The sequence below is a fragment of the Serratia sp. AS12 genome (assembly GCF_000214195.1).
GTDB lineage: Bacteria > Pseudomonadota > Gammaproteobacteria > Enterobacterales > Enterobacteriaceae > Serratia > Serratia plymuthica.
Genome location: NC_015566.1, coordinates 3,377,705 through 3,400,668, shown reverse-complemented (window position 1 = coordinate 3,400,668; position 22,964 = coordinate 3,377,705). Strand labels below are relative to the sequence as shown.

Here is a 22,964-nt window from a genome sequence, read left to right as displayed (position 1 = left end):
GGTAGATGATGAAGGATGTTTCCCAGGCTGCCGCCGTTAACGGCGGCCAGTTTTCACTGCAGCCATCGCGGCTGATGTTTTTCCCGGACCCTACGCAGGCCGAAGCCGGCCTGTTTGCCCGCGCTGCCGCCGGAGAGGCGGTGGCACAGCTGTGGCACTCGCCGCTGTCGCTGGTGGTGCCGGGCAGCTATAAGCGTTTTGCCGCGCTGGAATCGGCGCGCCAACAGTTTGCCGCCGACGGGTGCCCGGTGTTTTTGCGTAAGTCCGGCGGCGGGCTGGTGCCGCAGGGGCCTGGCATCGTGAATATCAGCCTGGCGTACCCGATAGCGCGCCCCCTGGGTGAAGCGGCAGAAGAGGTGTATGAGCATCTGTGCGCCATTCTCCGCAGTGCGCTGGCCGAACGGGGCGTGGTGGCCCATTGGCAGGCGGTGGAAGGATCGTTCTGCGACGGGCGCTTCAATCTTGCCTGCGGCGACGGGGAGGCGGCGCGTAAAATCGCCGGTACTGCCCAATATTGGCGACCGGTGGCAGATCAACCTGCCGACGAGGCGCGGCGGCATGTGGTGCTGGCCCATGCGGTGCTGTTGGTGGATTGTGATTTGGCGGCGGCGCACCGCTATGCCAATCAGTTTGAGGCAGCATTGGACAGCGGGCGGTATTATCAAGCGGAGAAAACCGTTAGCGTGGCGCAAATGGCACCGGACGCTACTCACGATTTACGCGACGAGATAGTCGATGCGCTGCGAGCGGCGATCCTGCGTTCCCCGGCACCGCGGTAACCTAGCGGGGCGTTCGGAATTGCGTATTGAGCTTAGATGGCGGACCGAGGGTCCGCCATCTCGTCATACCTGCGGGACATTTTACTGCGGTGGACGCACCAGGATTTTAACCTGTTGTTTTTCTTTCACCAGCGCTTCAAAACCCTGCTCCACCAAATCAGCCAGTTCGATGCGCTTGGTCACCAGCTTGTCGGCCTGGAAGTAGCCCTGGGTCATCAGATCCATCACCGCCGGGAAAATATGGCGATAAGCGATAATCCCTTTGACTGAACGTTCGCTGAGCACCACTTTGTTCGGATGGAATGCCGCTTCCCCTTCCCAGATGGAGACGATAATCGTCTCGCCTTCGTAGCGAGTGCTGTCGATACACTGTTTTAGCACCACCGGTACGCCGGTCACTTCAAACGCCACGTCAACGCCACCCGCGCTCAGCTCGCGTATTGTGGCGACGGCATCGTCTTTGCTGGGGTCGATAACCACTTTCGCTCCCAGTTCACGCGCTTTTTCTGCCCGCTGAGGTGACAGCTCGACCACATAAATCTCTGCCGCACCGGCTGCGCGCAGTGCTTCAATCACCAGCAGGCCGATGGGGCCGGCACCGAAGACGGCCGCTTTATCCCCGGCTTTCAACTTGCTCATCCGCACCGCATGAAGGGCTACCGCCGCAGGCTCTACCAACGCACCTTGCTCATAGCTCAGCGCATCAGGCATGCGGTGTACCATATGCTCGTCCACCATGGTAAAGGAAGAGAAGCCGCCGCCACCGCCGGACAGACCGTGGAAACCCAGATCGGCGCACAGGTTATATTTGCCTTCGCGGCAGGCTTCGCACTGCCGACAAGCCAGGATAGGCTCTACGACCACGCGGTCGCCAGCTTTGAATCGCGTTACGCCGCGACCCACTTCCACCACTTCACCGGAAAACTCATGGCCCATGACTATGGGTGCGATGTCATGGCTTAGCTTGTGAGGTTTGCCTACCGGGACAAAAATCGGTCCGGCGAGGTATTCGTGCAGGTCGCTGCCGCAAATTCCGGTCCAGGCTACCTTGATTTTCACCTTACCGGCGGAAACCTGAGGTTCTTCAATATCATCAATACGGATGTCGCGCGCCTGATACCAACGAGCTGCTTTCATCATCTTCCCCTTGAAATTAACCATAAACCTGTCCCGGCGGCCGATACGTCGGTGGCCGGGGCAGAGACTCAACGCAGGAGATAGCGAAAAACGTGCCAATGTGACGATGCAGGGAAAAGTGATGTTATTTCAGTGAGTTGATTTATTTCTGTGAAAGGTGTTACCTGTCACAGGCGTGCGATGAGACACCTGTAACAGATACAGGTGTAACAAGGCGCCTGGGGTTTTGAGTGAATCTGAAGAAGGGCGCTTATACCCGGTGAACCGTCCTCTCCTCGTCGGTGCTGGTGTTCATGTGTTTGTGATGTTTGTGATGCGAGCCAGGCACTGCTCAAGCGCCATTGCCACCGTTGCCGCCATTTCCTCCGTTGCCGCCGTTGCCACCATCGCCACCGTTGCCGCCATCGCCACCGTTGCCGCCATCGCCGCCATCGCCGCCATTTCCTCCGTTTCCACCATTTGCATCGTTGCCGCCAATGCCTCCCATGCCGCCACCCATGCCGTCGCCGGAGGCACCGTTACCGCCATTCCCCCCGTTCAGACAGCCCGATCCTGGGATGCCGTTTTTACCGTTCTGACCGTTAGGGGAGTTGCCTTGCCCGTTTTGACCGTTTTGGCTTTCGCAGGCGGAGAGTTGAATGGCGACCGGGGTTCTGGCCTGACTGGATTGCGGTATGGAAAGGAGAACACCGGAAGAAAAGGGGATAATAAATAATAAATTTCGTAGTTTTAACATAGACATTTCATCCTTGTCATTGATAGCCACCTCAATGGGAGGGGTCCAACGGACACCCAGGTAGCATTCTGCTTCGGCCATTGATGGCCGTCAATAAATGAAGGGGCAATGGAACGCCGGTCACCCCTGCCCGGCAAATTGTCGCACTGCGCAAGGGCCGACGGCGGTGATGGCGCAATAGCCGATATCAACCCAGCCAGCCGCGTTGACAGAGGCTACGTCTGGGGTTTGCACGGGGCATGCGTGTCACTTTTTCTCACCCAATAGTGTGATTTGACACAATTTCATATAAGAAAAATCTGTATTAAAAGTGGCTCAGGAAAAATAGCGATGGATAAAAGGGATAAAACCGTCTGTGGGCGTGAAGTTCGACAGATTGGTTTACTACCACAGTTGCCGTCTGCAAAGGCAATGCCAAGGCCCCGCTAGCGGCGCAAGGAAGCGATCCGCACAAGAAAGTGTGACGCTGTGAGGGGTAATTTTAACAGGATCAGGGGGTTACATGTCATATTCATCCACGGCCCGCATCGTCGCACTGACGTTGGCTGCGTTGGGGTGCGCCAGTGCGCAATCATCTTCCGGTGAGACGATATCGGTTGGTGTCGATAATTTTGTCCGTGCCGAGTCCGATCTTTACATGGGCAATATGGTAGCGGACGGCGGATTGGGGCGGTTTGTGCATAGCCGCGAACCGATTGCCATTGACGCTCAGAGCGTCATCCGCATGAATCGGGACACGCTCTACTCGAGTGCGGTGTTCGATCTCGATGCCGGCCCGGTTACAATCACTTTGCCGGAGGCCGGTAAGCGATTCATGTCGATGCAGGTGGTCAATGAAGACCACTACGTTCCCGCCGTCTTTTATGGCGCCGGCCGCCATACGTTGTCGAAGGAGGAGGTCGGCACGCGTTATGTCTTTGTCGCTATCCGTACGCTCGTCGATCCTGCCGATCGCAAAGACGTTGAGCAGGTGCATGCGCTACAAGATGCCATCAAGATTAGCCAGGCTCAGGCAGGGGAGTTCGTGGTACCGAAATGGGATCCGGCGAGTCAGAAAAAGATGCGCGATGCTCTGCTGGTTCTCGGGGATACGCTCCCCAACTACAACCAGGCATTTGGCACCAAGAGCACCGTCGATCCTATTCAGCATCTGATCGCGACGGCATCCGGATGGGGAGGAAATCCGAGCAAGGATGCGATTTATCTCGGCGGCGTGATGCCGAAGAATGACGGGAAAACCATTTATCGGCTCAAGGTCGGGCATGTTCCGGTGAAGAGTTTTTGGTCCGTGAGCGTTTATAACGCCGACGGTTACTTCGAGAAGAACCCGTATGACGCCTATTCGCTAAATAATCTCACCGCCCAAAAAAGCGATGATGGTTCGATTGTGATCCAATTTGGGGGTTGCGACGGCAAGATTGCGAATTGTCTGCCGACCATGCCCGGTTGGAACTACACGGTCAGGCTTTATCAACCTGGCGACGAAATCCTGAATGGTCAATGGCATTTCCCTGAGCCACAGTGATCCGCCGGGTATTTTCCTGAACCTGTTTTTTGCTTTTTCTCCCTTGATTGTGCCGTTTGACACAATTAGGGATAAGAAAAATCTGTATTAAAAATACGTCAGGGAGAAACAGGGATGGGTAACAAGGATAACGCCGTCTTTGGGCATGACGTTCGGTCATGGTGGGAGCGGGAAGTGAGGGCGCGTTTTCACTCTCTCTTTTGTTTCAATCAACGTTTTGGCCTGTCGAATTACTCTTTTCGGCAAACGGTGTAAAGACATAATACTTTTTTCCAGCTGTGCAGGCGCTTTTAAGCAGGCTCTCGCGCACCGGGGTTTTTTGCGCCCTTTTCCGGGCAGGAGGATTATCCACAGGCATAGGATTGGCTATGCCATGACTGAAAAAATAAAAAGTAATTAGCCAAAACCTATTTCCGGTCAAGGGAATGGATGACGGGAATATATCCCGGATAGAGGTTAAGCATGCCGCTGAATCAGAATAAAAACGAAAAGAAAATAGACAGAAAGGAACAAGGACATGACAAGCAAGAAAAACGGGATTCATAAATCGTTCGGGCTTCCTGCCTTTGCGCTGATGGCGGCGTTGCCGCTGTCCGTTCAGGCCGCTTCCGATACGGGCCAGAGTATAACGCTGGGCGGTGGGGTGGCGGTGAGCCCGTTGTATGAAGGCTCCTCGCGTTATGAAGCCTTCCCTTCTCTGGTGGCGAAGGCGGTGATGCCGACGCAGAGCTGGGGAACCTTCACGGCAGGCTTTCCTGACGGTCTGCGCTGGGACTTGCCGGGGGCTTCTTCCGTGGGGCTGGCGCTGCTGGCCGGATATGACATGGGCCGCAAGGAAAAAATCCGTACCCTGGGAGGCAGCAATAACCACCTGAAGGGAATGGGCGATCTGGACGGCAGCGCGATGATCGGTGCGGAAGCCTATTGGCGTCTGCCGGCCGGCCGACTGTTCGTCCGTGGCTGGCAGGCTACCCGCAGCCGCGAATACGGCGGTGAGGATCTGGGGCACACCGCATACCTTGAAGCCGGTGCCGACTACTCGCTGCCGCTGTCTTCCTCACTGACGCTGGATTCCGCGCTGTACGGGACATGGAGCGACAGAGACGACATGATGGCGCGTTTCGGGGTGACGGGGGAGCAGGCCGATCGTAGCGGCTTCAGCGAATATCATGCCGGTGGCGGCATGCGGAATGTGACGTTAAAAACCGGTCTGACCGTCCAGTTACAGCCTCATATTGCCCTGCAGGGTGGGATGAAGCTGTACGCCTTGACGGCGGATGCGCGTCGCAGCCCGTTGACGGATAAAACGGTGGGGGCGGGCTTTTACCTGAATGCGGTGTACCAATTCTGAGTGCTTCGATAGCGCTTTGCCCTCTGCGGCATCAATCGACTCTGGAGATCATCATTAATGAAAAAATCATGCCACCCTCTGTACCTGATAGCGCCGTTGGCCGGTCTGTTGTGTTCCGGCCTGGCGGCGGCGAGCGATACCGGGCCGACGGTAACGGACCCGCATTTTAAGCTGGCGCCGGGTTACCTTGAACCGGCCAGCCTGCCGGTGCGCTTGGCCCTGCTCGGGGGGCCGCCAAAACCGGACTCTGCGGCATTCGCACGCGATGAAGAGGCGCGGCGGGCGGCACTGGCGTTACGCGGGTCTGCCCGTGAAAAACTGGCCGCAACGGATGCCGAGTTGACCTTCCCTGCACCGGCAAAATCGTTCTCGTGCGCGCTGGGCACCGATATCAACGAGAAAAAGACGCCGCACCTTTACGCCATGATGCAGCACGTACTGACGGATGCGGGTGGTTCAACCTATGCAGGAAAGAACGCCTATAACCGTACTCGCCCGTTTGTGCAGCATGACGAGGGAACCTGTCGCAAAGACATGGAGCCGGTGCTACGTACCGACGGCTCCTGGCCGTCGGGCCACTCGGCGGCAGGCTGGGCCTGGGGATTGGTGCTGGCCGAGGTGCAGCCGGCACGGGCGACCGAGCTGCTGGCACGCGGCTTGGCCTTTGGTCAGAGCCGTGTGGTCTGCAATGCGCATTGGCAGAGCGACGTGGATGCAGGGCGCATCATGGGGGCTGCCACGGTCGCCGTGCTGCATGATAACCCGGCTTTCCTGGCAGATTTGGCCGCCGCCAAGCGTGAAGTGCAGGACGCTACCAACGCGAACCTGAAACCCACCGAGGACTGCGCGGCTGAACGTGTTGCACTCTCTTTGAGTATGCACTGAGAAGATCATGGCGATGATGAATTGTGACAATCTGCAAAACAGGCTCGCCTGGCGGGTTCTGCCTGCGGCGCTTTTAGCGTCGGGCGTTTTGAGTCTCCCGGCAGAGGCGGCTCAAGTGACACCACCGGCCTATCAGCCGGCGGAGGAGTGGCAGTTCACCGTCTCTCCTTATCTCTGGGCGGCAGGCATTCGCGGAGATGTCGGCCATCGGTCAACGGGCACGCAGTTTATGAAAACGGATTTCTCTGCCATTGCCCGTGACCTCGATGTGGCGGTGATGGGGATGGGGGAAGCCCGTAAAGGGCCTTACAGCCTGCTGGTGGACCTGATGTTCATCGACACCACGGCGCGGAACGGGCTGCCGGATGGGGCACCGGCATCACGCCTGAAAGTGGATAGCCGGACAGTATCCGGGTTCCTCGGTGGCGGATATACCCTGCTGGAGGAAGGCGGCGCTCGTCTTGATGCCACCGGTGGCGTTCGGGTGTGGTACAGCAGCACCAGCTTGCATTTTCAGGGAGGGATTATCGATGGAGCGTCGGGCAGTGACCGTGCAACCTGGGTGGATGGCGTTGCGGGGCTGCGCGGCCAGTATGCACTGACGCCAACCGTCAGGCTTTCGGCCTGGGGATTGGCCGGTGGCGGGCAGTCCCGATTGGACTGGGATGCGGCGGCGCTGTTGAGTTGGGAGTTTACCCCCGGTTTCTCTGCCGTGGCGGGATACCGGGCCATGGGGGTCGATTATCGGCATAACGGCTTTGTGTATGACGTGGTGCAGCAGGGACCGATATTGGGGATGAACGGCAGATTCTGAGGCCGCGAATCCTCCCCACAGCATCAGGCGCTGGTCGGCGTGATGCGGTTGTTTCGTCCGGCAATGCAGGCTCCTGGGGGGGACGCCTGCATTGCCGGCTTGTGAATGGCGGCGAGCATCCGCCAACGGGTTCGCCGGTTCATCCAAACACATCGTCTTCGGTTTCCTCATGCTCATAGTCAGGTAGCGATCTCCGCGTAAGTCAGCCCACGAATCTGCGCCATCACAAACGCCGTGCGGACTTTCTCCGGCCATGCCCGCAGCGTGCCATCCAACCGAAATAACGTTTTCAGCCAGACGCATTGGATTTCTTTCCGGCGCCGCCACAGGCGTGTAAATTAAGAGAGGGGTAGACCACTAAATCCACATGAGAATGATTTTTATTTCAGTTCGTGTCAGGGGGCTAATATGCCATTCGTGAAATATGAGAACGGACTTTTTACCAAAAACGAATCGCGAAAAACCCTGTATATGCCGCTGGTATTATCCGGGGCGCTGTGTATTTTGGTGATGATCATTCACCTGGCGTACTTCCCAGCAAAAGAAATCGGGCATTCCTGGATACAAAATTCAGGCTGGTTATTTGATTTATTTCAGCTGTTAATACTTAACTTTATCTTATGGAGTTTTAACCGGCTAACGGTAAAAGCCAGCCAGCGCCGGTGGATTAACGTGGGCCTGCTTGTCTGGATCCTCTCCGCGGCGTGTGATTTTATGGACGAAATCATCCGTCAGCCCCAGTGGTTAGGCTATTACATCGAGGACGTCACCAGGCTCATCGGGATGCTCTGCGTCGCCGTTGGCGTGTATTTCATCGTGCACTATGTTAATGATAAATATGCCGATGCCAGCATCGACTCTTATCGTGACGAACTGACGAGTTTGCCCAACCGGCGTTATTTTAGACGTGTGCTGCTGGATTTGCAGACCGTGAATTATTATGTGTTTTTTATTGATATCGACTTGTTCAAAAAGATAAATGACAAATACGGGCACGATATTGGCGATGAAGTCCTCAGAGTTTTTGGGCAGATGCTGGGCGAGCTGTATAAAAATAATGTCATTACCGCCAGAATCGGCGGCGAAGAGTTTGCCGTAATAGTGCAAACGTCGGTATTTGAAGAGGCGCAGTCAATGGCAGAGAAAATATTAACCCGCGCCAGAGAATTGGTGGTTAATGATGAGGTTCGCCTTACTGTCAGCATAGGTGCCGGAAATAAAAGAGAAAATGAAAGCCAGGAAAGTTTGCTCAAGCGTGTGGACATCGCGCTCTATCAGGCAAAGTATTGGGGCAGGAACCGAATCGAATGGGCATCCTCCCAGGAACATGGCGTTCCTCAGGCCGGCCCCGGAAACGCGGTGAGTTAATACGGGCATGGTTGCGGAGGGGTTACCGCCGCGATAGTCCCCGGATATTCAATGCTCATGGATTTCCTGACCGAGAATACGGGAGCGGCAAACCTCCAGAATCTCATCGGCAAGGGTAGAGCCATCTGGACAGGCGCGCGATAGCACCAGGGCACCGACAAGATGTGCAATGGTGCTGATTCTTTCGGCGCGGGCTTCGTCTCCCGATCCATTCTCATTTTCTAATGTAGCCAGCTGGCTTTCAATGCCAGCCGCAAAGCTTTCTTTAATTGACGCCGACTGGCGCGCGGCATCGACACCCAGTGCCGACATCACGCAGCCATTTCCCATAGCATCACGGTGCTTGCGTGAGAGGTATTGCTCTACAAAGCCAGCCATATCCATACCCAGGGTATTTTCTACAGAGTGCGAAAAACCGCAGCTCATTGCCTCCGACATCAAATCTGCCTTGGAACCAAAGTGCTTGTAAAACCCGCCATGCGTTAACCCTGCGGCTGACATGAGCTCAGCGATACCCACGCCGTCATAGCCCCGTTCACGAAACAGCACTGAGGCAGTTTCGACAATGCGCATGCGATTTTCGCGTACTTGCTCTTTCGAAACTTTCATCGTTTCCGGATCCTCTCTTAAAAATGCATGCCGCAAGTATACATTGATGATGATCATAATCAAACCGTTTGACTTTTTAGATTATGACCATCATCATTGAGTGCGTCGCTTCACACATCACTTAGCAGGGGTACAAGCATGGCGAACCAACCTTTATTTCAACCCTATAATCTTGGGCCAATCTCGCTCACCAACCATATTGTGATGGCGCCGTTAACGCGTAATCGTGCCGGAGCGGGTCTGGTACCCAGCGAATTGGCGGCGACGTATTACGCACAGCGCGCGACTGCGGGGCTGTTGATTACTGAAGCCACGCAGATCTCGGCGCAAGCTCAGGGTTACCAGGATACCCCGGGGATCTATACTCCAGCGCAGGTTGATGGCTGGCGCAAAGTGACTGACGCAGTGCATGCAAAAGGCGGGCATATCTTTGTGCAGTTGTGGCATGTAGGACGTATATCCCACGTCGACTTACAGCCTGGCGGCGCAGCGCCCGTTGCCCCTTCGGCCATCCGAGCCGAGACGAAAACCTTTGTGAACAACGGTTTTGCTGACGTCTCTGAGCCTCGTGCGCTCGAACTGGACGAAATAAAGGACATTATCGACGATTTCAGAAAGGCATCCGCCAACGCGATTGCCGCTGGATTTGATGGTGTTGAGATCCATGGCGCGAATGGCTATCTGCTGGAACAGTTTCTCAAAGATGGTGCCAATCAGCGTACCGACGAATACGGTGGTTCTATCGAGAATCGCGCACGGCTGCTGTTAGACGTCGTGGCTGCCGTTAAAGATGAGATCGGGACTGAGCGCACTGGCGTCCGCATTTCACCGGTTTCTCCCGCTAATGCGATTTCGAGCAGTGATCCACAGCCACAATATGACTATCTCGTTGAACAACTCGACGCATTAGGCATCGTATACCTCCATGTTGTGGAAGGCGCTACGGGGGGCCCCCGTGACGTATCGCCGTTCGATTATGGCTCTCTGCGTCGGCGCTTTAAAAATACCTATATTGGCAACAACGGCTATGACCTGGCGTTAGCCTCCAGCCAGCTTGCTGAAGGTAAAGCGGATCTTTTCGCTTTCGGACGTCCGTTCATCGCCAACCCCGATCTGGTCGAAAGACTGAAAACGCAAGCGCCTCTGGCCACGCTTGTCCCTGAAACGCTTTATGGCGGCGGCGCAGAAGGGTACACCGATTACCCGCCGCTTTCCGCGAGCGGCAAGTAGATCTGTGGGTGGCTCGGTTCTCTATATATCGCACATTGCGGATTCTATTGACTCATTAATAAAGGCGATCAACCTATGACCAAATCTTCAGTCCTCATTACAGGCGCTTCTACGGGTATTGGCGCGGTTTACGCCGAGCGGTTCGCGCGCCGGGGCCACGACCTTGTGCTGGTCGCTCGCGACAAGACAAAACTTGATCTCCTTGCAGAACGTCTGCGACAAGAAAATGCTATTTCTGTCGATGTTCTGCCGGCGGATCTCACGCAATCGAGTGATTTGGCCACTGTCGAAGCTCGTCTTCGCGACGACTTGCGGATAGGTGTTCTTATTAATAACGCGGGTATCGCGCAGTCGGGCAGCTTCGTTGAGCAGACGCCTGATTCTATTGAGCGACTCATTGCGCTTAACATCACTGCCCTGACGCGTCTTGCCAGTGCGGTGACCCCCCGATTTGTCCAGGCGGGTGAAGGATCGATCGTCAACATCAGCTCCATCGTTGGCCTGGCCCCTGAATTTATGATGTCGGTTTATGGCGCAACCAAAGCCTTTGTCCTTTTCCTGTCTCAGGGAATGAGCTTGGAGCTGTCGCCCAAGGGCATTTACGTCCAGGCGGTACTTCCTGCCGGAACTTACACGGAAATTTGGGAACGCGCAGGTATCGACATCAGCACCTCGTCCAAAATGATGGAAGTGGGCGAACTGGTTGATGCGGCACTGGTTGGCTTCGATCGCCGTGAACTCGTCACCATTCCGCCACTGCATAATGCGGCACGCTGGGACACCCTGGATACCGCGCGACAGGCTCTGCTTTCGGACATCAAACAAGCTGAAGCCGCAGAGCGATATAAAAACGTTTAGTCGATGAGTGACGCTCTGCAGGAGACGGATAACGATCTTTCGGCCCCTCCTGCAGAGCGTTAACCCCAAATATATTCCGTATCGCTTGTCATCGCACCACGGGTGATAAACCGCTTATGAAGGTCTTATTTCAGCATGACAAATAAACGTGTAGCGCTCGTGACGGGTGCCTCATCAGGTATTGGCGAGGCATCGGCCAACAAACTCTTGGCCGCAGGATTTACGGTCTACGGCACAAGCCGCCGTGGCGCCCTGGCGGGTAAACATCCCTTTCCTTTGTTGGCGCTTGATGTGACGGACGACGCTTCTGTTCAGGCCGCCATTGATGAGTTGCTGAGGTTGGAGGGGCGGATCGATATCCTGGTGAATAATGCAGGCTTTGGTGTTGCTCCGGCGGCGGCGGAAGAGAGCTCAATCAAACAGGCCAAGGACATTTTCGACACGAATTTTCTCGGTGTAGTCCGGTTAACCCGGGCGGCCGTGCCTCACATGCGCCGTCAGGGCAGCGGCCGTATCATCAACATCGGTTCGATACTGGGCATCGTTCCGTTGCCGTACGTGGCTCTTTATGCTGCCAGTAAGCATGCGATTGAAGGGTATTCGGGATCGCTGGATCATGAACTGCGCACGCAGGGCATCAGAGTCTCTGTTATCGAACCTGCCTACACAAAAACGCAGTTTGAAGCCAATAATATAGAGCCGGATGCCAAGCTGGAAGAGTATGAGATTATTCGGGCCAAGCTGGCGAAAGTGGTGAGCAAGGCGATGGCTGAAGCGGAAAGTCCGGAAGTGGTGGCGGATGTGGTCGTTAAAGCGGCTCAGACTTTACATCCAAAGTTGCGCTACACGGCGGGAAAATTGGCAGGCAGATTGAATTTTTTGCTCAGATTTGCGCCGGCAAAACTCCTGGATAAGGTGGTACGCAACAATCTTCAGCTTGATACCAAAGAATAAAAAGAATGAAATTTTCTCGATTGGCTATTTTGGCTTCTATCTTGTTTTTTTAATGGGCAGATCCTGTTTGCCGTATCTATCGAGGTCCTCCTGGGCGTGGCCTTTTTCTGACCAATAGGGCGGCTAAATGAACGTTTTATCGACAAACACGATAGGGTAAACAACAAATGAACAAGAAGACGATGAAAGCCTTCACTTTCAAACGCTATGGCAAGTCGCCTGACTTAGGTTTCGATGACGTGGATTTTCCTTCACTCAACGCTAATGAAATCCTTGTAAAGGTTTACGCTGCGGGTCTGAACCCTATCGACAATATGATCCCAACAGGAATATTTAAGCCGGTCCTCAATTTTCAGTTACCTGCCACCCTTGGCAGTGACCTGTCTGGCGTCGTCACCGCGGTGGGACGTCGCGTGACACGTTTCAAGCCCGGCGATGCCATCTTCGCCAGCATTTTCGATATGGGTAGGGGATCGCTTGCCGAATTTGCAGTGGTGCCTGAGAACGCCGCTGCAATGAAACCCGCGAACCTGGATTTCGTGCAAGCGGCATCTCTCCCGATGGTGAGCCTCACGTCCTGGCAAGCGCTGAAAGAGCGTGCCGAGCTTCGGCCTGGCCAGAAGGTTTTCATTCCCGCAGGGTCGGGGGGGATTGGCACGTTTGCGATTCAACTGGCGAAGTACCTTGGCGCAACGGTGGGAACGACCACGAGTACGGGCAATGTCGAATGGGTCAGCCATCTTGGCGCAGACGAAGTGGTTGACTATAAAAAGCAGGAATTCGAAAACGTGCTGAGTGGCTACGATATCGTACTTGGCACTATCAGAGGCGATGCGATTGAAAAATCCACCAAAATTCTTAAGCCCGGAGGAATGATCGTTTCTCTCATCGGGCCGTTAGATGCCGCGTTTGCACGGGTTCGGCGGTTAAACTTCTTTCTGACTTTTGTCTTTGGGTTGATGAGCCGCAAGATTATGCGTCTTTCGAAAAAGCGAGGTATCACCTATTCATTTCTGTTTGTCCGCCCTGAGGGTGATCAACTCAGCCAAATCGGCAAACTGCTGGAAACTGAAAAAATCAAACCCGTGATCGACAAGGTCTTCGCCTTTGTAGAAACAAAGGATGCACTTGCCTACCTTGACCAGGGGCATGCGAAGGGAAAAGTTGTCGTCAAGATGCAGGAGTAAACCCTTTCAGTTAACAACCAGGGTGCAAGTCTGTGATGGGGCATAATCGTTAAGAACTTGGCAATGCCTTGGGTGATTTTCTTGTGTGCGGTACCCTCATGCACCCAGACTTGGTTATTAGTGCCACAACAGCAAAAAGCCCGCTTAAGTTTCCTTAAGCGGGCTTTTCTAATATGGCTCCTCTGACTGGACTCGAACCAGTGACATACGGATTAACAGTCCGCCGTTCTACCGACTGAACTACAGAGGAATCGTGTGAACGGGGCGCATCATATCCAGCCACCCAGAGTGTGTCAACGCTAAATTCGCCGATTCGGTGCGACTGCTCAGTATGCGAGCAATGCACGGTCGGTTATGGCGTTTCTACGCCGCCTTCGGCTTGCCAACGCTGCAAGCGCGCCAACGTATCTTGTTTATAGAAATGGCAAAAATGCTGGTACAACAGTGGAAAACGGTTGGCCAGCAATTCGGGGGCGCTGAAAAAATACTCCGACAGCACGGCAAAGCACTCGGCGGGATCGGTGGCGGCATAGGCGTCCATGCTGGCGGCCTCTTCGCCGACCATGTCGATCTCGTCTTGCAGGTTTTCCATTGCGGCGTGCAGGTCATGCTCCCAGGCGGCAATATCGCGCAGCGGGATCGGCGGTATCCCGGTGGCGCTGCCGCCATTGCGCATATCCAGCTTGTGTACCGCTTCGTGGATCACCAGGTTAAAGCCGGAGAGATCGAAAGAGTCCTGCACGTCCTGCCAGTTGAGCACAATCGGCCCTTGTTCCCAGCTCTGTCCGGACTGAACCACCGGCCCGGAGTGGACCAGGCCGATGTCGTCCTGCCATTCATCCTCCACCACGAACGGTGAAGGGTAGAGCAGGATCTCATTGAAGCCGTCCAGGCATTCCGCCCCCAGTTCCAGCACCGGCAGGGCGAACAGCAGGGCAATGCGCGCCTGCATTTGCGACGTCAACTCAAGCCCCTGCAGCGGCACGATGCGCTTTTGCTGCAAAATCTGCCCGGCAACGACGATCAGGCGCTGTTGTTCCTGCTCATCCAGCGGAGAGAGCAGGGGGATTGCCAGCGCGTCCTGCCACTGAGCAAGCGTTTCCGCCTGCGGTTGATGCGTTTTCCACGGCCATTTAATCATCGTGTTGCTCGTAAAGTGGTCACTTGAACATTCGGCTGGAGGCTAACTCTGTAAAAATGCCGCAAAAAGGGGCATCATGACAAGCACTATCAGGAGAGATGCCGGAGCGGCTGAACGGACCAGTCTCGAAAACTGGAGTAGGGGCAACTCTACCGGGGGTTCAAATCCCCCTCTCTCCGCCACTTAATTATTTCAATTTTTTGATTTAAAAGTGATTATTATGATATTCACTTTTCCGGCATGTTATTCGATATGCCATCAGGCTCAGGCTCGCTTGCGTTTGACTTAGCTTACCTCTGGACGACTCTCTCTCCTCACGCATTATAACCCCGGCAGCACTATCGGATAGTGTTTTGCAATTAAGTTATTAATTTTGTGAACTAAACCCGGAGATTTGAACGTTCTGCAGCAGGTTTCCGCAGGTATAAGTTGTGTCGCCGATATTTGCCGGAGTGACAAGTTGCGGGTGAGGGAGGAAAACCCCCTTGCTTCAACTATAGAACGGTACAGGGCAATACGAATGAAATTGGTCAAACGAGCGCCCGTTCAGCCCCTTTCAGTCATCGATGTCCTGCTCTGCGTGTTGCCGTAATGCCACAGGGTTGGTGACAGTGATGGAACGGTAACCCGCCCCAATCCACCCTTCCTCCACAAAGCGTTGAATAACGTTGTTGACCTGTTTGCGGGAAGTATTGGCAATAATGCTGATATTTTCCTGAGAAAGGCTAACCGGAGAGTTTGTTGCCCAAGACATGCGGTGCAGCACCGATGCAACCCTGGCGCTGACATCTTTTTTCTGCAAGTCATTCACGACTCTGAGCAGTGAGTCTGACCCCAGAATAGAAATCACGCCGAAGGCACGCATGTCATTGGGGTTTTGCGCGGCCATCTGTTCCATTGCAACCAGGGGAACATGCATCATCCAGGACCCACTCTGCGCAACAAGTTGAAACCTCCGCGGCTGTCCGGTCATAAAGCCGTCGTCACCCGTCCAGTCACCCGGCACGGCAAGGTCAATCAGCCGCGGCGTTGAGTCGCGAGGAGCCGTCTTGATGATTACCATTCCTTTGATAAAACCGTAGATCCCCTCCGCAGGATCGCCCGGGCTGAAGATGACTTGCCCGGGGGCGCATTTCACCAACAACGCATGCTGAAAAAGTCTGTGCCTGAAGGATTCGGGCATGTGAGACAGCCAGCCTCGTTGACTCATTATGCTTTCTGCGTTTTTTCGCGACATCTGTCCCATGATTTATCCCCAAGGTGCCCCATATGAACTTATCTTGCTTCACGTACGCTAGCGGTAAACGAGGTTTCGGCTATTGTCCCGTTCGCTATAAATTATTCCGTTACCTTTTTTCCGAGTATTGCCGTAAAGCGGCAGGGTTGGTGACCGTGATGGCGCGATAACTCGTCTCCACCCAACCCTCTTCGACAAAACGTTGAATAACGCTGTTAACCTGTTTACGGGAGGTATTGGTGATGATACTGAGGTTTTCCTGAGAAACAGTCACCGGGGAATCTGTCGCCCAGGACATACGGTGTAATGCGGAGGCAATCCTGGCGCTGACATCTTTTTTCTGTAGATCATGCACAATCCTGAGCAGTGAATCCGATGCCAGAATAGAGATCGTACCAAAAGCGCGAATATCATTGGGGTTTAATGCCACCATTTGTTCCATTGTTTTAATCGGTACGTGCATGACCCAGGTATCGCTCTGCGTGACCAATTCAATCCGTCGCGGTTGGCCTGTCATAAAACTGTCTTCGCCTGTCCAGCCTCCGGGGCGAGCGATGTGAATCAACCGTGGGGTGGAATCAGGGGGCGCCGAATTGACAATCACTGTGCCTGTGACCAACCCGTAGATCCCACCAGCCGGCTCACCTCTTCTAAAGATCACCTGCCCAGCTTCAAATTTCAAAAGCACTGCATTTTGCAGCAATCGGATCCTGAATGGCTCGGGCATATGAGACAACCAGCCTCTTTCACAGATCAAACGCTCCGCCACCTCACGCGACATATCCGGCATTTTTCTTCCCAATCGTCTTGTTTGACACAATGATCAATAGGCAAATTAGGTATTAAACGCATATTAATCAAGAGAAAATGATGCGGTATTGAAATAACGGCGATTGAATCTCAACTTTCAGTATGGCCAAGCTTGGTAACCGGTGGCTTTATGCACCGGATAAAGTCACACGATAGTTTCTTGATGAACAACACAATAGGAGGATATATACGTTTTTCAGAATGAAATCGGGTGCCGGTCGGGTTTGCAAAGTGAATATCGTTAACTTTCACATGTAAAAATAGCGATTATTTTAAATGATGAACGTATTTAATGTTTGTGGATAATAATAATGAAAGAAAGAGTATGTCTAACGCGAGCGGAAATGTGCAGGTCAGTCAGAACGGTATATCGGCTCAAACGGGATCAGTCTGACGGCTTATTATAGCCGTAAGGCGAAGTATTGGTGAAGACAATGGAGCCATAGCTGATTGCAACCCAATCGGCGGCAACAAATCGCTGGGCGGGGCGCAATGCCCCGGATACTTAGCGGCTTTGCGCGTTATGACCTCATTTTGCCTGGATCGGACAGCCTTTTTTTATCCTGAATGAAAATGCCCAGGCGATGACAAGGAAGGCGCACTGGAACAGAAAAAAGGGGGCAAGCCATTGGTTATTGAGATAAACGTAATAGCCGTTGTGGATGACGTCAACGGTGATGAGGGCTAATGTGGCCGGCAGGCCAATCCTTGGATTGACGATCAGAAAATACGCCACCAGCGGATCCAAAAGTGTCAGGCTGCCCCAAAAAAGGCGGCTGGCCAGGAAAGCCTGCTCACCGTAGCCATAATCCCAGAGAAAACCAAACTTCACGTCGGCGATAGCATGATTGAGGGTCGCTATGATTAAGCACAGGGCCAGAAAGTACCGCATTAAGGTAGGACTTAGCATGGGTTTGATGCTCTTGATATGCTAACCGCAGTTTTACCCGGCAGGACAAAACGTCTCAGGTTTAAGGCCAGATGCGGCGCATCCCGTAGAAGATTAACCACTTTCATTGAGCCTCTCTGGCTTTCGGCCATCATGATACGACGGTTACGGCAGCGATAAAACCCCCTCTGATCCGCCGTGTATTTTTCAGAACCTCTCTTACAAAAAATTCTTTGCAGGATAACGATCTGTCATTCATCCTTTGAAATGTTGTTTCACTTTCATCCGAGTTCATCTTGAATTTACTTGCCGCCCTGCGTCAGCGCGTGGAAAAAACGCCCTGGTATGCCAAACGAAAAAGCTACCGTGTCCTGTTCTGGCGTGAGATCACGCCGCTGGCGGTGCCGATCTTTATGGAGAATGCCTGCGTCTTGCTGATGGGGGTGCTAAGCACCTTCCTGGTGAGCTGGATCGGTAAGGAAGCCATGGCCGGCGTGGGGCTGGCGGACAGCTTCAATATGGTGATTATCGCTTTCTTCGCGGCAGTGGACCTGGGCACCACGGTGGTGGTGGCCTTCAGTCTCGGCAAGCGCGATCGCAAAAGAGCGCGATCGGCGGCGCGCCAGTCGTTGGTGTTGATGACTCTGGTTGCCCTGGTGTTGGCGGTGGGCATCCATCTGGCGGGCGAGCAGATTATTGACGTGATCGCCGGTGCCGCCACCCCGGAGGTCAAGGCATTGGCGCTTTCTTATCTGCAAACCACGGTGTGGAGCTACCCGGCCGCCGCCATTGCGCTGATCGGCAGCGGCGCGCTGCGCGGGGCGGGCAATACCAAGATCCCGCTGCTGATCAACGGCGGCATGAATATCCTTAACATCATCATCAGCAGCATTCTGATCTACGGCATGCTGGGCTGGCATGGACTGGGCTTTGTCGGCGCTGGGCTGGGGCTGACCATTTCCCGCTATATCGGTGCCATCGCCATTATTTACGTGCTGATGATTGGGTTTACCCCGGCGCTGCACATCACGCTGAAAAGCTACTTTACGCCGTTAAAGCTGAATATCCTCTGGGAAGTGCTGGGGATCGGCATCCCCGCCAGCATCGAATCGGTGTTGTTCAACGGCGGCAAATTGCTGACCCAGATGTTTGTCGCCGGCATGGGGACCAACGTCATTGCCGGTAATTTTATTGCCTTTTCCATCGCCTCGTTAATTAACCTGCCGGGCAACGCCCTGGGATCGGCGTCGACCATTATCGTGGGAAAACGGTTGGGGAAAGGGCAGATAGCCCAGGCGGAGCGGCAACTGCGCCATATTTTCTGGCTGGCGACGATTGGACTGACGGTTATCGCCTGGGGAACGGCGCCGCTGGCCGGGGTGTTCGCCTCGTTTTATAGCCAGCAGGACGATGTTAAAGAGGTGGTGAAAGTGCTTATCTGGCTCAACGCCGCCTTTATGCCGATCTGGGCCGCCTCCTGGGTGCTGCCCGCCGGGTTGAAAGGTGCGCGCGACGCCCGCTTTGCCATGTGGGTGTCGATGCTGGGCATGTGGGGTTGCCGCGTGGTGGCGGGTTACACGCTGGGCATTGTGTTGGGCATGGGCGTGGTCGGCGTTTGGCTCGGCATGTTTATGGATTGGGCGGTGCGCGGTGCGCTCTTCTACTGGCGCATGGTCAGCGGACGTTGGTTGTGGAAATACCCGCGTAGAAAACAGGCAAAGGTTGCGGAAAAGGCAATCCCCCGCGCCAGACGAACGGGGGGCTGAACGTCACCTGCCAGGCTGCGGTGCCCGAAGGTTTTCCTGCCGCCATTTGGCCGGCGATACGCCGTGCACCTGCTTGAAGGCTTTGGAAAAGTGCAGTTGATTTTCATAGCCTACAGAAATACCCACCACTTTGATCGCCGTAGGGCCATTGCTCAGCAGGCTGACGGCGATACTCATGCGAAAATTAAGCAAATACTCCTTGGGGCCGATGCCGTAGGCGTTTTTGAACAGCCGGCACAGGTAGCTGCGGTTGATATTGCAGTAGGCGGCCAGGCTCTCAATCGTCAAATGTTCATGGTAGCGGTTTTCAATTTGTTTGACCGCTTTACGCAGATGCTGCGCCTTGTCATCGGGATGTGCAGCCGTGCCCTGCAGCTTATTGCCGATTAATGCGGAAAAGAACAGGTAGCTCAGCCCGAGCACCTTCAGCCGATGCTCATCGCCCTGGGCAACGATCTGTCGCAGGTAGCCCAGGGCACCGGCGTTATCGTCCTGTAGGTTGGGCCGATAAATTGGGAATTGACGGCTCAGATGGCACTCTTCGAAAATCTTGCCGGCGATAAGCCCATCGACTTCCAGCCACATATAATGCCAGGGATCTCTTTTGTCGGCACAATAAGTGGTCACGTCGTGCGGGTGGATCAGAAAACCTTCCCCTGCCACGACGGGAAAAGAGCCGTATTCGCTGTGCAGCACGCCGGTCCCGCTTATCACATAATGGAATAGATAGTGCTGGCGCACGGCGGGGCCAAAACTGTGGCCTTTGTCGCAGTTTTCCTCCCCGTATTGGTACAGGTTCAGCTCAATATTGTCGGTGCGATTGAGGGTGAAACTCTTATGCATCAGTCACGGCCTCCATTTTCTCCCCACTCTATCAGCGTAGTTGCGGCGGAGCTGCCGGGATGAGGTCAGATCCCGACCTGGCTCACACTTTTTGCGGTGCGTCATTTTTCGCCATAATAAGGTCACATTCATCCATATCTCGTGCGGACGTTGCAGGGTAATTTCAGCTTATCGACAACGGCAGCAGCGGAGAAATACGATGATTAAAGTGACATTTATGGGCGCGGGCAGCACCATTTTCGCCAAGAACGTACTCGGCGACATCATGGCGACGCCGGCATTGAAAGAGGTGGATATTGCGCTGTACGACATCGACAGTGCCCGTCTCAACGAATCCTTCACCATGTTGAGCAATATCAACCGCAATACCAATGCGGGCAGGGCGAAGATTACCCCTTACCTCGGCGTAGAAAACCGCCGCGCGGCATTGAAAAACGCCAATTACGTGGTGAATGCCATCCAGGTCGGCGGCTACGATCCTTGCACCATCACCGATTTCACCATTGCCAGAAAATACGGCTTGCAGCAGACCATTGCCGATACCTTGGGTATTGGCGGTATCTTCCGTGCGCTGCGCACCATTCCGGTGTTGTTTGATTTCGCCCGGGATATCGAAGCGGTCTGCCCGGACGCCTGGCTGCTGAACTATACCAATCCGATGGCGGCAATAACCGGCGCCATGCTGCGCCATACCGAAGTGAAAACGGTGGGGTTGTGCCACAGCGTTCAGGTCTGCGCCGAGACGCTGCTGAAAAGCGTGGATATGCCGACCGACGACGTGCAGTTCCACATCGCGGGCATCAACCATATGGCCTGGCTGCTGGACGTTCGTCGTCACGGCGAAGACCTGTACCCGGAAATCAAGCGTCGCGCCAATGCCTTGCAGGGCAAGCATGATGACATGGTGCGCCATGAAATCATGAAAACCTTCGGCTATTACGTGACCGAATCTTCAGAGCACAATGCCGAATACATGCCTTATTGGATCAAACGCAATTATCCGGAACTGATTGAGCGCTTCAATATTCCGCTGGATGAATACCCGCGCCGGTGTATTGAGCAAATTGAACAGTGGCAGCAACAGAAAGTGGCGCTGACCCATGACGCCAGTCTGACTCATTGCCGCACTCATGAATATGCTTCTTACATCATCGAAGCGATGGAGACCGATCGGCCCTACAAGATTGGCGGCAATGTGCTCAACACCGGGTTGATCACCAACCTGCCTGCGGAGGCCTGCGTCGAAGTGCCTTGTCTGGTGGATGGGCAGGGGATCACGCCATGCTACGTCGGCAACTTGCCGGAGCAATTGGCGGCGCTGAACCGCACGAATATCAATACCCAACTGTTGACCATTGAAGCGGCGGTCACGCACAAACGCGAGGCTATCTACCATGCGGCGCTGCTGGATCCGCACACCTCCGCCGAGCTTTCGATCGATGACATCCGCAAGCTGTGCGACGAACTGATTGAAGCGCACGGCAACTGGCTTCCCGCCTACCATTAATCGCCGAATTACCCCTATACCTCCTCAAAACGCACAAGGCGCGGGGGCTTCCCGCGCCGTTAAAAATGGGATGGTGAGCCATGTTTTATTTGAAAAACAAGAACTTTTGGATCTTCGGTGCCTTCTGTTTTTTCTATTTCTTTATCATGGGCGCGGTGCTGCCGTTCTTTCCTATCTGGCTGCATGACGTCAATCATCTCGATCAGCAACAAACCGGGCTGGTGTTCGCCGGCATGGCGCTGTTTGCCCTGGTGTTCCAGCCGATTTTTGGTTTCGTCACCGACAAGTTTGGCCTGAAGAAACACCTGCTGTGGATGATTATCTTCCTGCTGCTGTTTCTGGCGCCGCTGTTTATCTATGTGTTCTCGCCGCTGCTGCAAAGCAACTTTTTGCTGGGCGCACTGCTGTGTGGCATTTATCTCGGCTTGGTGTGCAGCGGCGGTTCGCCGGCGATTGAAGCCTATATCGAAAAAGTGAGCCGCCGCAGCCAGTTCGAATATGGCCGTGCCAGGCTGTTTGGCTGTATCGGCTGGGCGATCTGCGCCTCGATCGTCGGCTACATGTTTACCATTAACAATCAATTCGCGTTTTGGCTGGCCTCGAGCTTCGCGCTGGTGTTGGCGGGCTTGCTTTACCTGTTCAAACCGGAAGAGAACAACACGCTGGCGGTGGCGGACGGCTTGGCGCTGAACCACAAACCCATCAAGCTGAAAGCGGCGTTGGGGCTGCTGAAGATGCGCAAATTCTGGTGTCTGGTGATGTATATTGTCGGGGTGGCCTGCGTGTACGACGTGTTCGACCAGCAGTTCGCCAACTTTTTCACCTCGTTTTTCCGCGATCGGCATGCCGGCACCCAGGCATTTGGCTATGTCACCACGTTGGGCGAGTTTCTTAACGCTTTTATCATGTTCTTTGCGCCGTTGATCATCAACCGCATCGGCGGCAAGAATGCGCTGCTGATTGCCGGGGTGATTATGTCGGTGCGGATCATCGGCTCATCGCAGGCGGACTCGGTGACCGCGGTGATTTTCCTCAAGACCCTGCATATGTTTGAGGTGCCGTTCCTGCTGGTGGGCATCTTCAAATATATCACCACCCAGTTTAACGTTAATCTCTCCGCGTCGATTTACCTGTGGGGCTTTTGCTTCTTCAAGCAACTGTCGGCCATCGGCATGTCCTATGCGGCGGGGATGATGTACGTCAATTACGGCTTCAAAACCTCTTACCTGATCCTTGGCTGCATTGCGTTGCTGTTTACCCTGATCTCGGCCTTTGCCCTGAGCGGCAAGGCGCGGGTATTGAAGGGGGAAGGCACACTGCCGCTGGCGGTGAGATAGC

The 22,964-nt window shown here is 54.5% G+C and carries 21 protein-coding genes and 2 tRNA genes; 14 read left to right on the top strand and 9 right to left on the bottom strand.

Annotation, left to right across the window (positions count from 1 at the left end; all coding sequences use genetic code 11):
• The first annotated feature begins 5 nt into the window (after positions 1-5).
• Positions 6-779 carry a hypothetical protein gene (locus SERAS12_RS15945; protein WP_013813623.1) on the top strand — a complete coding sequence of 258 codons (774 nt, stop codon included), beginning with the start codon at positions 6-8 and terminating at the stop codon, positions 777-779.
• Between the two features lie 81 nt (positions 780-860).
• Here SERAS12_RS15945 and SERAS12_RS15940 read toward each other — a convergent pair whose 3' ends face one another.
• Positions 861-1,916 carry a 2,3-butanediol dehydrogenase gene (locus tag SERAS12_RS15940; protein ID WP_041416189.1) on the bottom strand — a complete coding sequence of 352 codons (1,056 nt, stop codon included), beginning with the start codon at positions 1,914-1,916 and terminating at the stop codon, positions 861-863.
• A gap of 331 nt (positions 1,917-2,247) precedes the next feature.
• Positions 2,248-2,652, bottom strand: coding sequence for a hypothetical protein (locus SERAS12_RS25735; RefSeq protein WP_239440937.1), 405 nt, complete (start codon positions 2,650-2,652; stop codon positions 2,248-2,250).
• Between the two features lie 502 nt (positions 2,653-3,154).
• Between SERAS12_RS25735 and SERAS12_RS15930 the strand changes: the two genes are divergently transcribed.
• The 5 genes from SERAS12_RS15930 to SERAS12_RS15910 all read left to right on the top strand — a co-directional run bounded on the left by SERAS12_RS15930 (position 3,155) and on the right by SERAS12_RS15910 (position 8,595).
• A complete protein-coding gene (locus tag SERAS12_RS15930; RefSeq protein ID WP_013813620.1) occupies positions 3,155-4,177 on the top strand; it encodes a DUF1254 domain-containing protein in 1,023 nt (340 codons plus the stop codon).
• A gap of 517 nt (positions 4,178-4,694) precedes the next feature.
• Positions 4,695-5,528, top strand: coding sequence for a MipA/OmpV family protein (locus SERAS12_RS15925; RefSeq protein WP_013813618.1), 834 nt, complete (start codon positions 4,695-4,697; stop codon positions 5,526-5,528).
• Positions 5,529-5,585: 57 nt separating this feature from the next.
• Complete coding sequence (locus SERAS12_RS15920) at positions 5,586-6,413, top strand: phosphatase PAP2 family protein (RefSeq protein WP_013813617.1); 828 nt, start codon at positions 5,586-5,588, stop codon at positions 6,411-6,413.
• A 115-nt stretch (positions 6,414-6,528) separates the two neighbouring features.
• Positions 6,529-7,227 (top strand): hypothetical protein, encoded by a 699-nt coding sequence (locus tag SERAS12_RS15915; protein WP_239440936.1) that lies wholly within the window; start codon positions 6,529-6,531, stop codon positions 7,225-7,227.
• A gap of 408 nt (positions 7,228-7,635) precedes the next feature.
• Positions 7,636-8,595: a GGDEF domain-containing protein gene (locus SERAS12_RS15910; protein ID WP_013813615.1), complete on the top strand. Its 960-nt coding sequence runs from the start codon at positions 7,636-7,638 to the stop codon at positions 8,593-8,595.
• 48 nt (positions 8,596-8,643) lie between these two features.
• On the opposite strand, the gene SERAS12_RS15905 is transcribed toward SERAS12_RS15910, so the two are convergent.
• A complete protein-coding gene (locus SERAS12_RS15905) occupies positions 8,644-9,204 on the bottom strand; it encodes a TetR/AcrR family transcriptional regulator (protein ID WP_013813614.1) in 561 nt (186 codons plus the stop codon).
• Between the two features lie 138 nt (positions 9,205-9,342).
• Here SERAS12_RS15905 and SERAS12_RS15900 point away from each other — a divergent pair, with 138 nt between their 5' ends.
• The 4 genes from SERAS12_RS15900 to SERAS12_RS15885 all read left to right on the top strand — a co-directional run bounded on the left by SERAS12_RS15900 (position 9,343) and on the right by SERAS12_RS15885 (position 13,433).
• Positions 9,343-10,434 (top strand): alkene reductase, encoded by a 1,092-nt coding sequence (locus SERAS12_RS15900; protein WP_013813613.1) that lies wholly within the window; start codon positions 9,343-9,345, stop codon positions 10,432-10,434.
• A 75-nt stretch (positions 10,435-10,509) separates the two neighbouring features.
• On the top strand, positions 10,510-11,292 hold the full coding sequence (locus SERAS12_RS15895; RefSeq protein WP_013813612.1) for an SDR family oxidoreductase: 783 nt from the start codon (positions 10,510-10,512) through the stop codon (positions 11,290-11,292).
• Between the two features lie 135 nt (positions 11,293-11,427).
• Positions 11,428-12,246, top strand: a complete 819-nt coding sequence (locus SERAS12_RS15890) for an oxidoreductase (RefSeq protein WP_013813611.1) — start codon at positions 11,428-11,430, stop codon at positions 12,244-12,246.
• A gap of 167 nt (positions 12,247-12,413) precedes the next feature.
• Positions 12,414-13,433, top strand: a complete 1,020-nt coding sequence (locus SERAS12_RS15885; RefSeq protein ID WP_013813610.1) for an NADP-dependent oxidoreductase — start codon at positions 12,414-12,416, stop codon at positions 13,431-13,433.
• 174 nt (positions 13,434-13,607) lie between these two features.
• Here SERAS12_RS15885 and SERAS12_RS15880 read toward each other — a convergent pair.
• Together SERAS12_RS15880 and mtfA are read right to left on the bottom strand one after the other, a co-directional pair.
• Positions 13,608-13,683: transfer RNA gene (locus SERAS12_RS15880), tRNA-Asn, on the bottom strand.
• A gap of 102 nt (positions 13,684-13,785) precedes the next feature.
• Entirely contained in the window at positions 13,786-14,574 is a 789-nt protein-coding gene (mtfA, locus tag SERAS12_RS15875; RefSeq protein ID WP_013813609.1) for a DgsA anti-repressor MtfA, read from the bottom strand.
• Between the two features lie 92 nt (positions 14,575-14,666).
• Here mtfA and SERAS12_RS15870 point away from each other — a divergent pair.
• Positions 14,667-14,756 (top strand) — tRNA-Ser (locus tag SERAS12_RS15870).
• Positions 14,757-15,130: 374 nt separating this feature from the next.
• On the opposite strand, the gene SERAS12_RS15865 is transcribed toward SERAS12_RS15870, so the two are convergent.
• The 3 genes from SERAS12_RS15865 to SERAS12_RS15855 form a co-directional block, all read right to left on the bottom strand.
• Positions 15,131-15,784: a Crp/Fnr family transcriptional regulator gene (locus tag SERAS12_RS15865; RefSeq protein WP_233527534.1), complete on the bottom strand. Its 654-nt coding sequence runs from the start codon at positions 15,782-15,784 to the stop codon at positions 15,131-15,133.
• A 136-nt stretch (positions 15,785-15,920) separates the two neighbouring features.
• Positions 15,921-16,601, bottom strand: a complete 681-nt coding sequence (locus SERAS12_RS15860; protein ID WP_013813607.1) for a Crp/Fnr family transcriptional regulator — start codon at positions 16,599-16,601, stop codon at positions 15,921-15,923.
• 549 nt (positions 16,602-17,150) lie between these two features.
• Positions 17,151-17,531 carry a hypothetical protein gene (locus SERAS12_RS15855; RefSeq protein WP_013813606.1) on the bottom strand — a complete coding sequence of 127 codons (381 nt, stop codon included), beginning with the start codon at positions 17,529-17,531 and terminating at the stop codon, positions 17,151-17,153.
• A 275-nt stretch (positions 17,532-17,806) separates the two neighbouring features.
• On the opposite strand from SERAS12_RS15855, the gene SERAS12_RS15850 reads away from it, so the two are divergent.
• Positions 17,807-19,276, top strand: a complete 1,470-nt coding sequence (locus tag SERAS12_RS15850; protein ID WP_013813605.1) for an EmmdR/YeeO family multidrug/toxin efflux MATE transporter — start codon at positions 17,807-17,809, stop codon at positions 19,274-19,276.
• 3 nt (positions 19,277-19,279) lie between these two features.
• Here the strand turns inward: SERAS12_RS15850 and SERAS12_RS15845 are convergent, their stop codons facing one another.
• Positions 19,280-20,119, bottom strand: a complete 840-nt coding sequence (locus SERAS12_RS15845) for an AraC family transcriptional regulator (RefSeq protein WP_013813604.1) — start codon at positions 20,117-20,119, stop codon at positions 19,280-19,282.
• A 199-nt stretch (positions 20,120-20,318) separates the two neighbouring features.
• Between SERAS12_RS15845 and SERAS12_RS15840 the strand changes: the two genes are divergently transcribed.
• Both SERAS12_RS15840 and SERAS12_RS15835 read left to right on the top strand, forming a co-directional pair.
• Positions 20,319-21,626, top strand: coding sequence for an alpha-glucosidase/alpha-galactosidase (locus tag SERAS12_RS15840; RefSeq protein ID WP_013813603.1), 1,308 nt, complete (start codon positions 20,319-20,321; stop codon positions 21,624-21,626).
• Between the two features lie 80 nt (positions 21,627-21,706).
• Positions 21,707-22,963 carry an MFS transporter gene (locus SERAS12_RS15835; RefSeq protein WP_013813602.1) on the top strand — a complete coding sequence of 419 codons (1,257 nt, stop codon included), beginning with the start codon at positions 21,707-21,709 and terminating at the stop codon, positions 22,961-22,963.
• Position 22,964: the final 1 nt, after the last annotated feature.

Bases quoted from the DNA above. Each gene is read 5' to 3' on its own strand.
- SERAS12_RS15895 (WP_013813612.1), top strand. From the start codon at position 10,510: ATGACCAAATCTTCAGTCCTCATTACAGGCGCTTCTACGGGTATTGGC.
- SERAS12_RS15910 (WP_013813615.1), top strand. From the start codon at position 7,636: ATGCCATTCGTGAAATATGAGAACGGACTTTTTACCAAAAACGAATCG.
- SERAS12_RS15855 (WP_013813606.1), bottom strand. From the start codon at position 17,531: ATGCTAAGTCCTACCTTAATGCGGTACTTTCTGGCCCTGTGCTTAATC.
- SERAS12_RS25735 (WP_239440937.1), bottom strand. From the start codon at position 2,652: ATGTTAAAACTACGAAATTTATTATTTATTATCCCCTTTTCTTCCGGT.
- mtfA (WP_013813609.1), bottom strand. From the start codon at position 14,574: ATGATTAAATGGCCGTGGAAAACGCATCAACCGCAGGCGGAAACGCTT.
- SERAS12_RS15925 (WP_013813618.1), top strand. From the start codon at position 4,695: ATGACAAGCAAGAAAAACGGGATTCATAAATCGTTCGGGCTTCCTGCC.
- SERAS12_RS15840 (WP_013813603.1), top strand. From the start codon at position 20,319: ATGATTAAAGTGACATTTATGGGCGCGGGCAGCACCATTTTCGCCAAG.
- SERAS12_RS15865 (WP_233527534.1), bottom strand. From the start codon at position 15,784: ATGAGTCAACGAGGCTGGCTGTCTCACATGCCCGAATCCTTCAGGCAC.
- SERAS12_RS15905 (WP_013813614.1), bottom strand. From the start codon at position 9,204: ATGAAAGTTTCGAAAGAGCAAGTACGCGAAAATCGCATGCGCATTGTC.
- SERAS12_RS15930 (WP_013813620.1), top strand. From the start codon at position 3,155: ATGTCATATTCATCCACGGCCCGCATCGTCGCACTGACGTTGGCTGCG.
- SERAS12_RS15945 (WP_013813623.1), top strand. From the start codon at position 6: ATGATGAAGGATGTTTCCCAGGCTGCCGCCGTTAACGGCGGCCAGTTT.
- SERAS12_RS15940 (WP_041416189.1), bottom strand. From the start codon at position 1,916: ATGAAAGCAGCTCGTTGGTATCAGGCGCGCGACATCCGTATTGATGAT.
- SERAS12_RS15885 (WP_013813610.1), top strand. From the start codon at position 12,414: ATGAACAAGAAGACGATGAAAGCCTTCACTTTCAAACGCTATGGCAAG.
- SERAS12_RS15890 (WP_013813611.1), top strand. From the start codon at position 11,428: ATGACAAATAAACGTGTAGCGCTCGTGACGGGTGCCTCATCAGGTATT.
- SERAS12_RS15835 (WP_013813602.1), top strand. From the start codon at position 21,707: ATGTTTTATTTGAAAAACAAGAACTTTTGGATCTTCGGTGCCTTCTGT.
- SERAS12_RS15920 (WP_013813617.1), top strand. From the start codon at position 5,586: ATGAAAAAATCATGCCACCCTCTGTACCTGATAGCGCCGTTGGCCGGT.
- SERAS12_RS15845 (WP_013813604.1), bottom strand. From the start codon at position 20,119: ATGCATAAGAGTTTCACCCTCAATCGCACCGACAATATTGAGCTGAAC.
- SERAS12_RS15900 (WP_013813613.1), top strand. From the start codon at position 9,343: ATGGCGAACCAACCTTTATTTCAACCCTATAATCTTGGGCCAATCTCG.
- SERAS12_RS15860 (WP_013813607.1), bottom strand. From the start codon at position 16,601: ATGCCGGATATGTCGCGTGAGGTGGCGGAGCGTTTGATCTGTGAAAGA.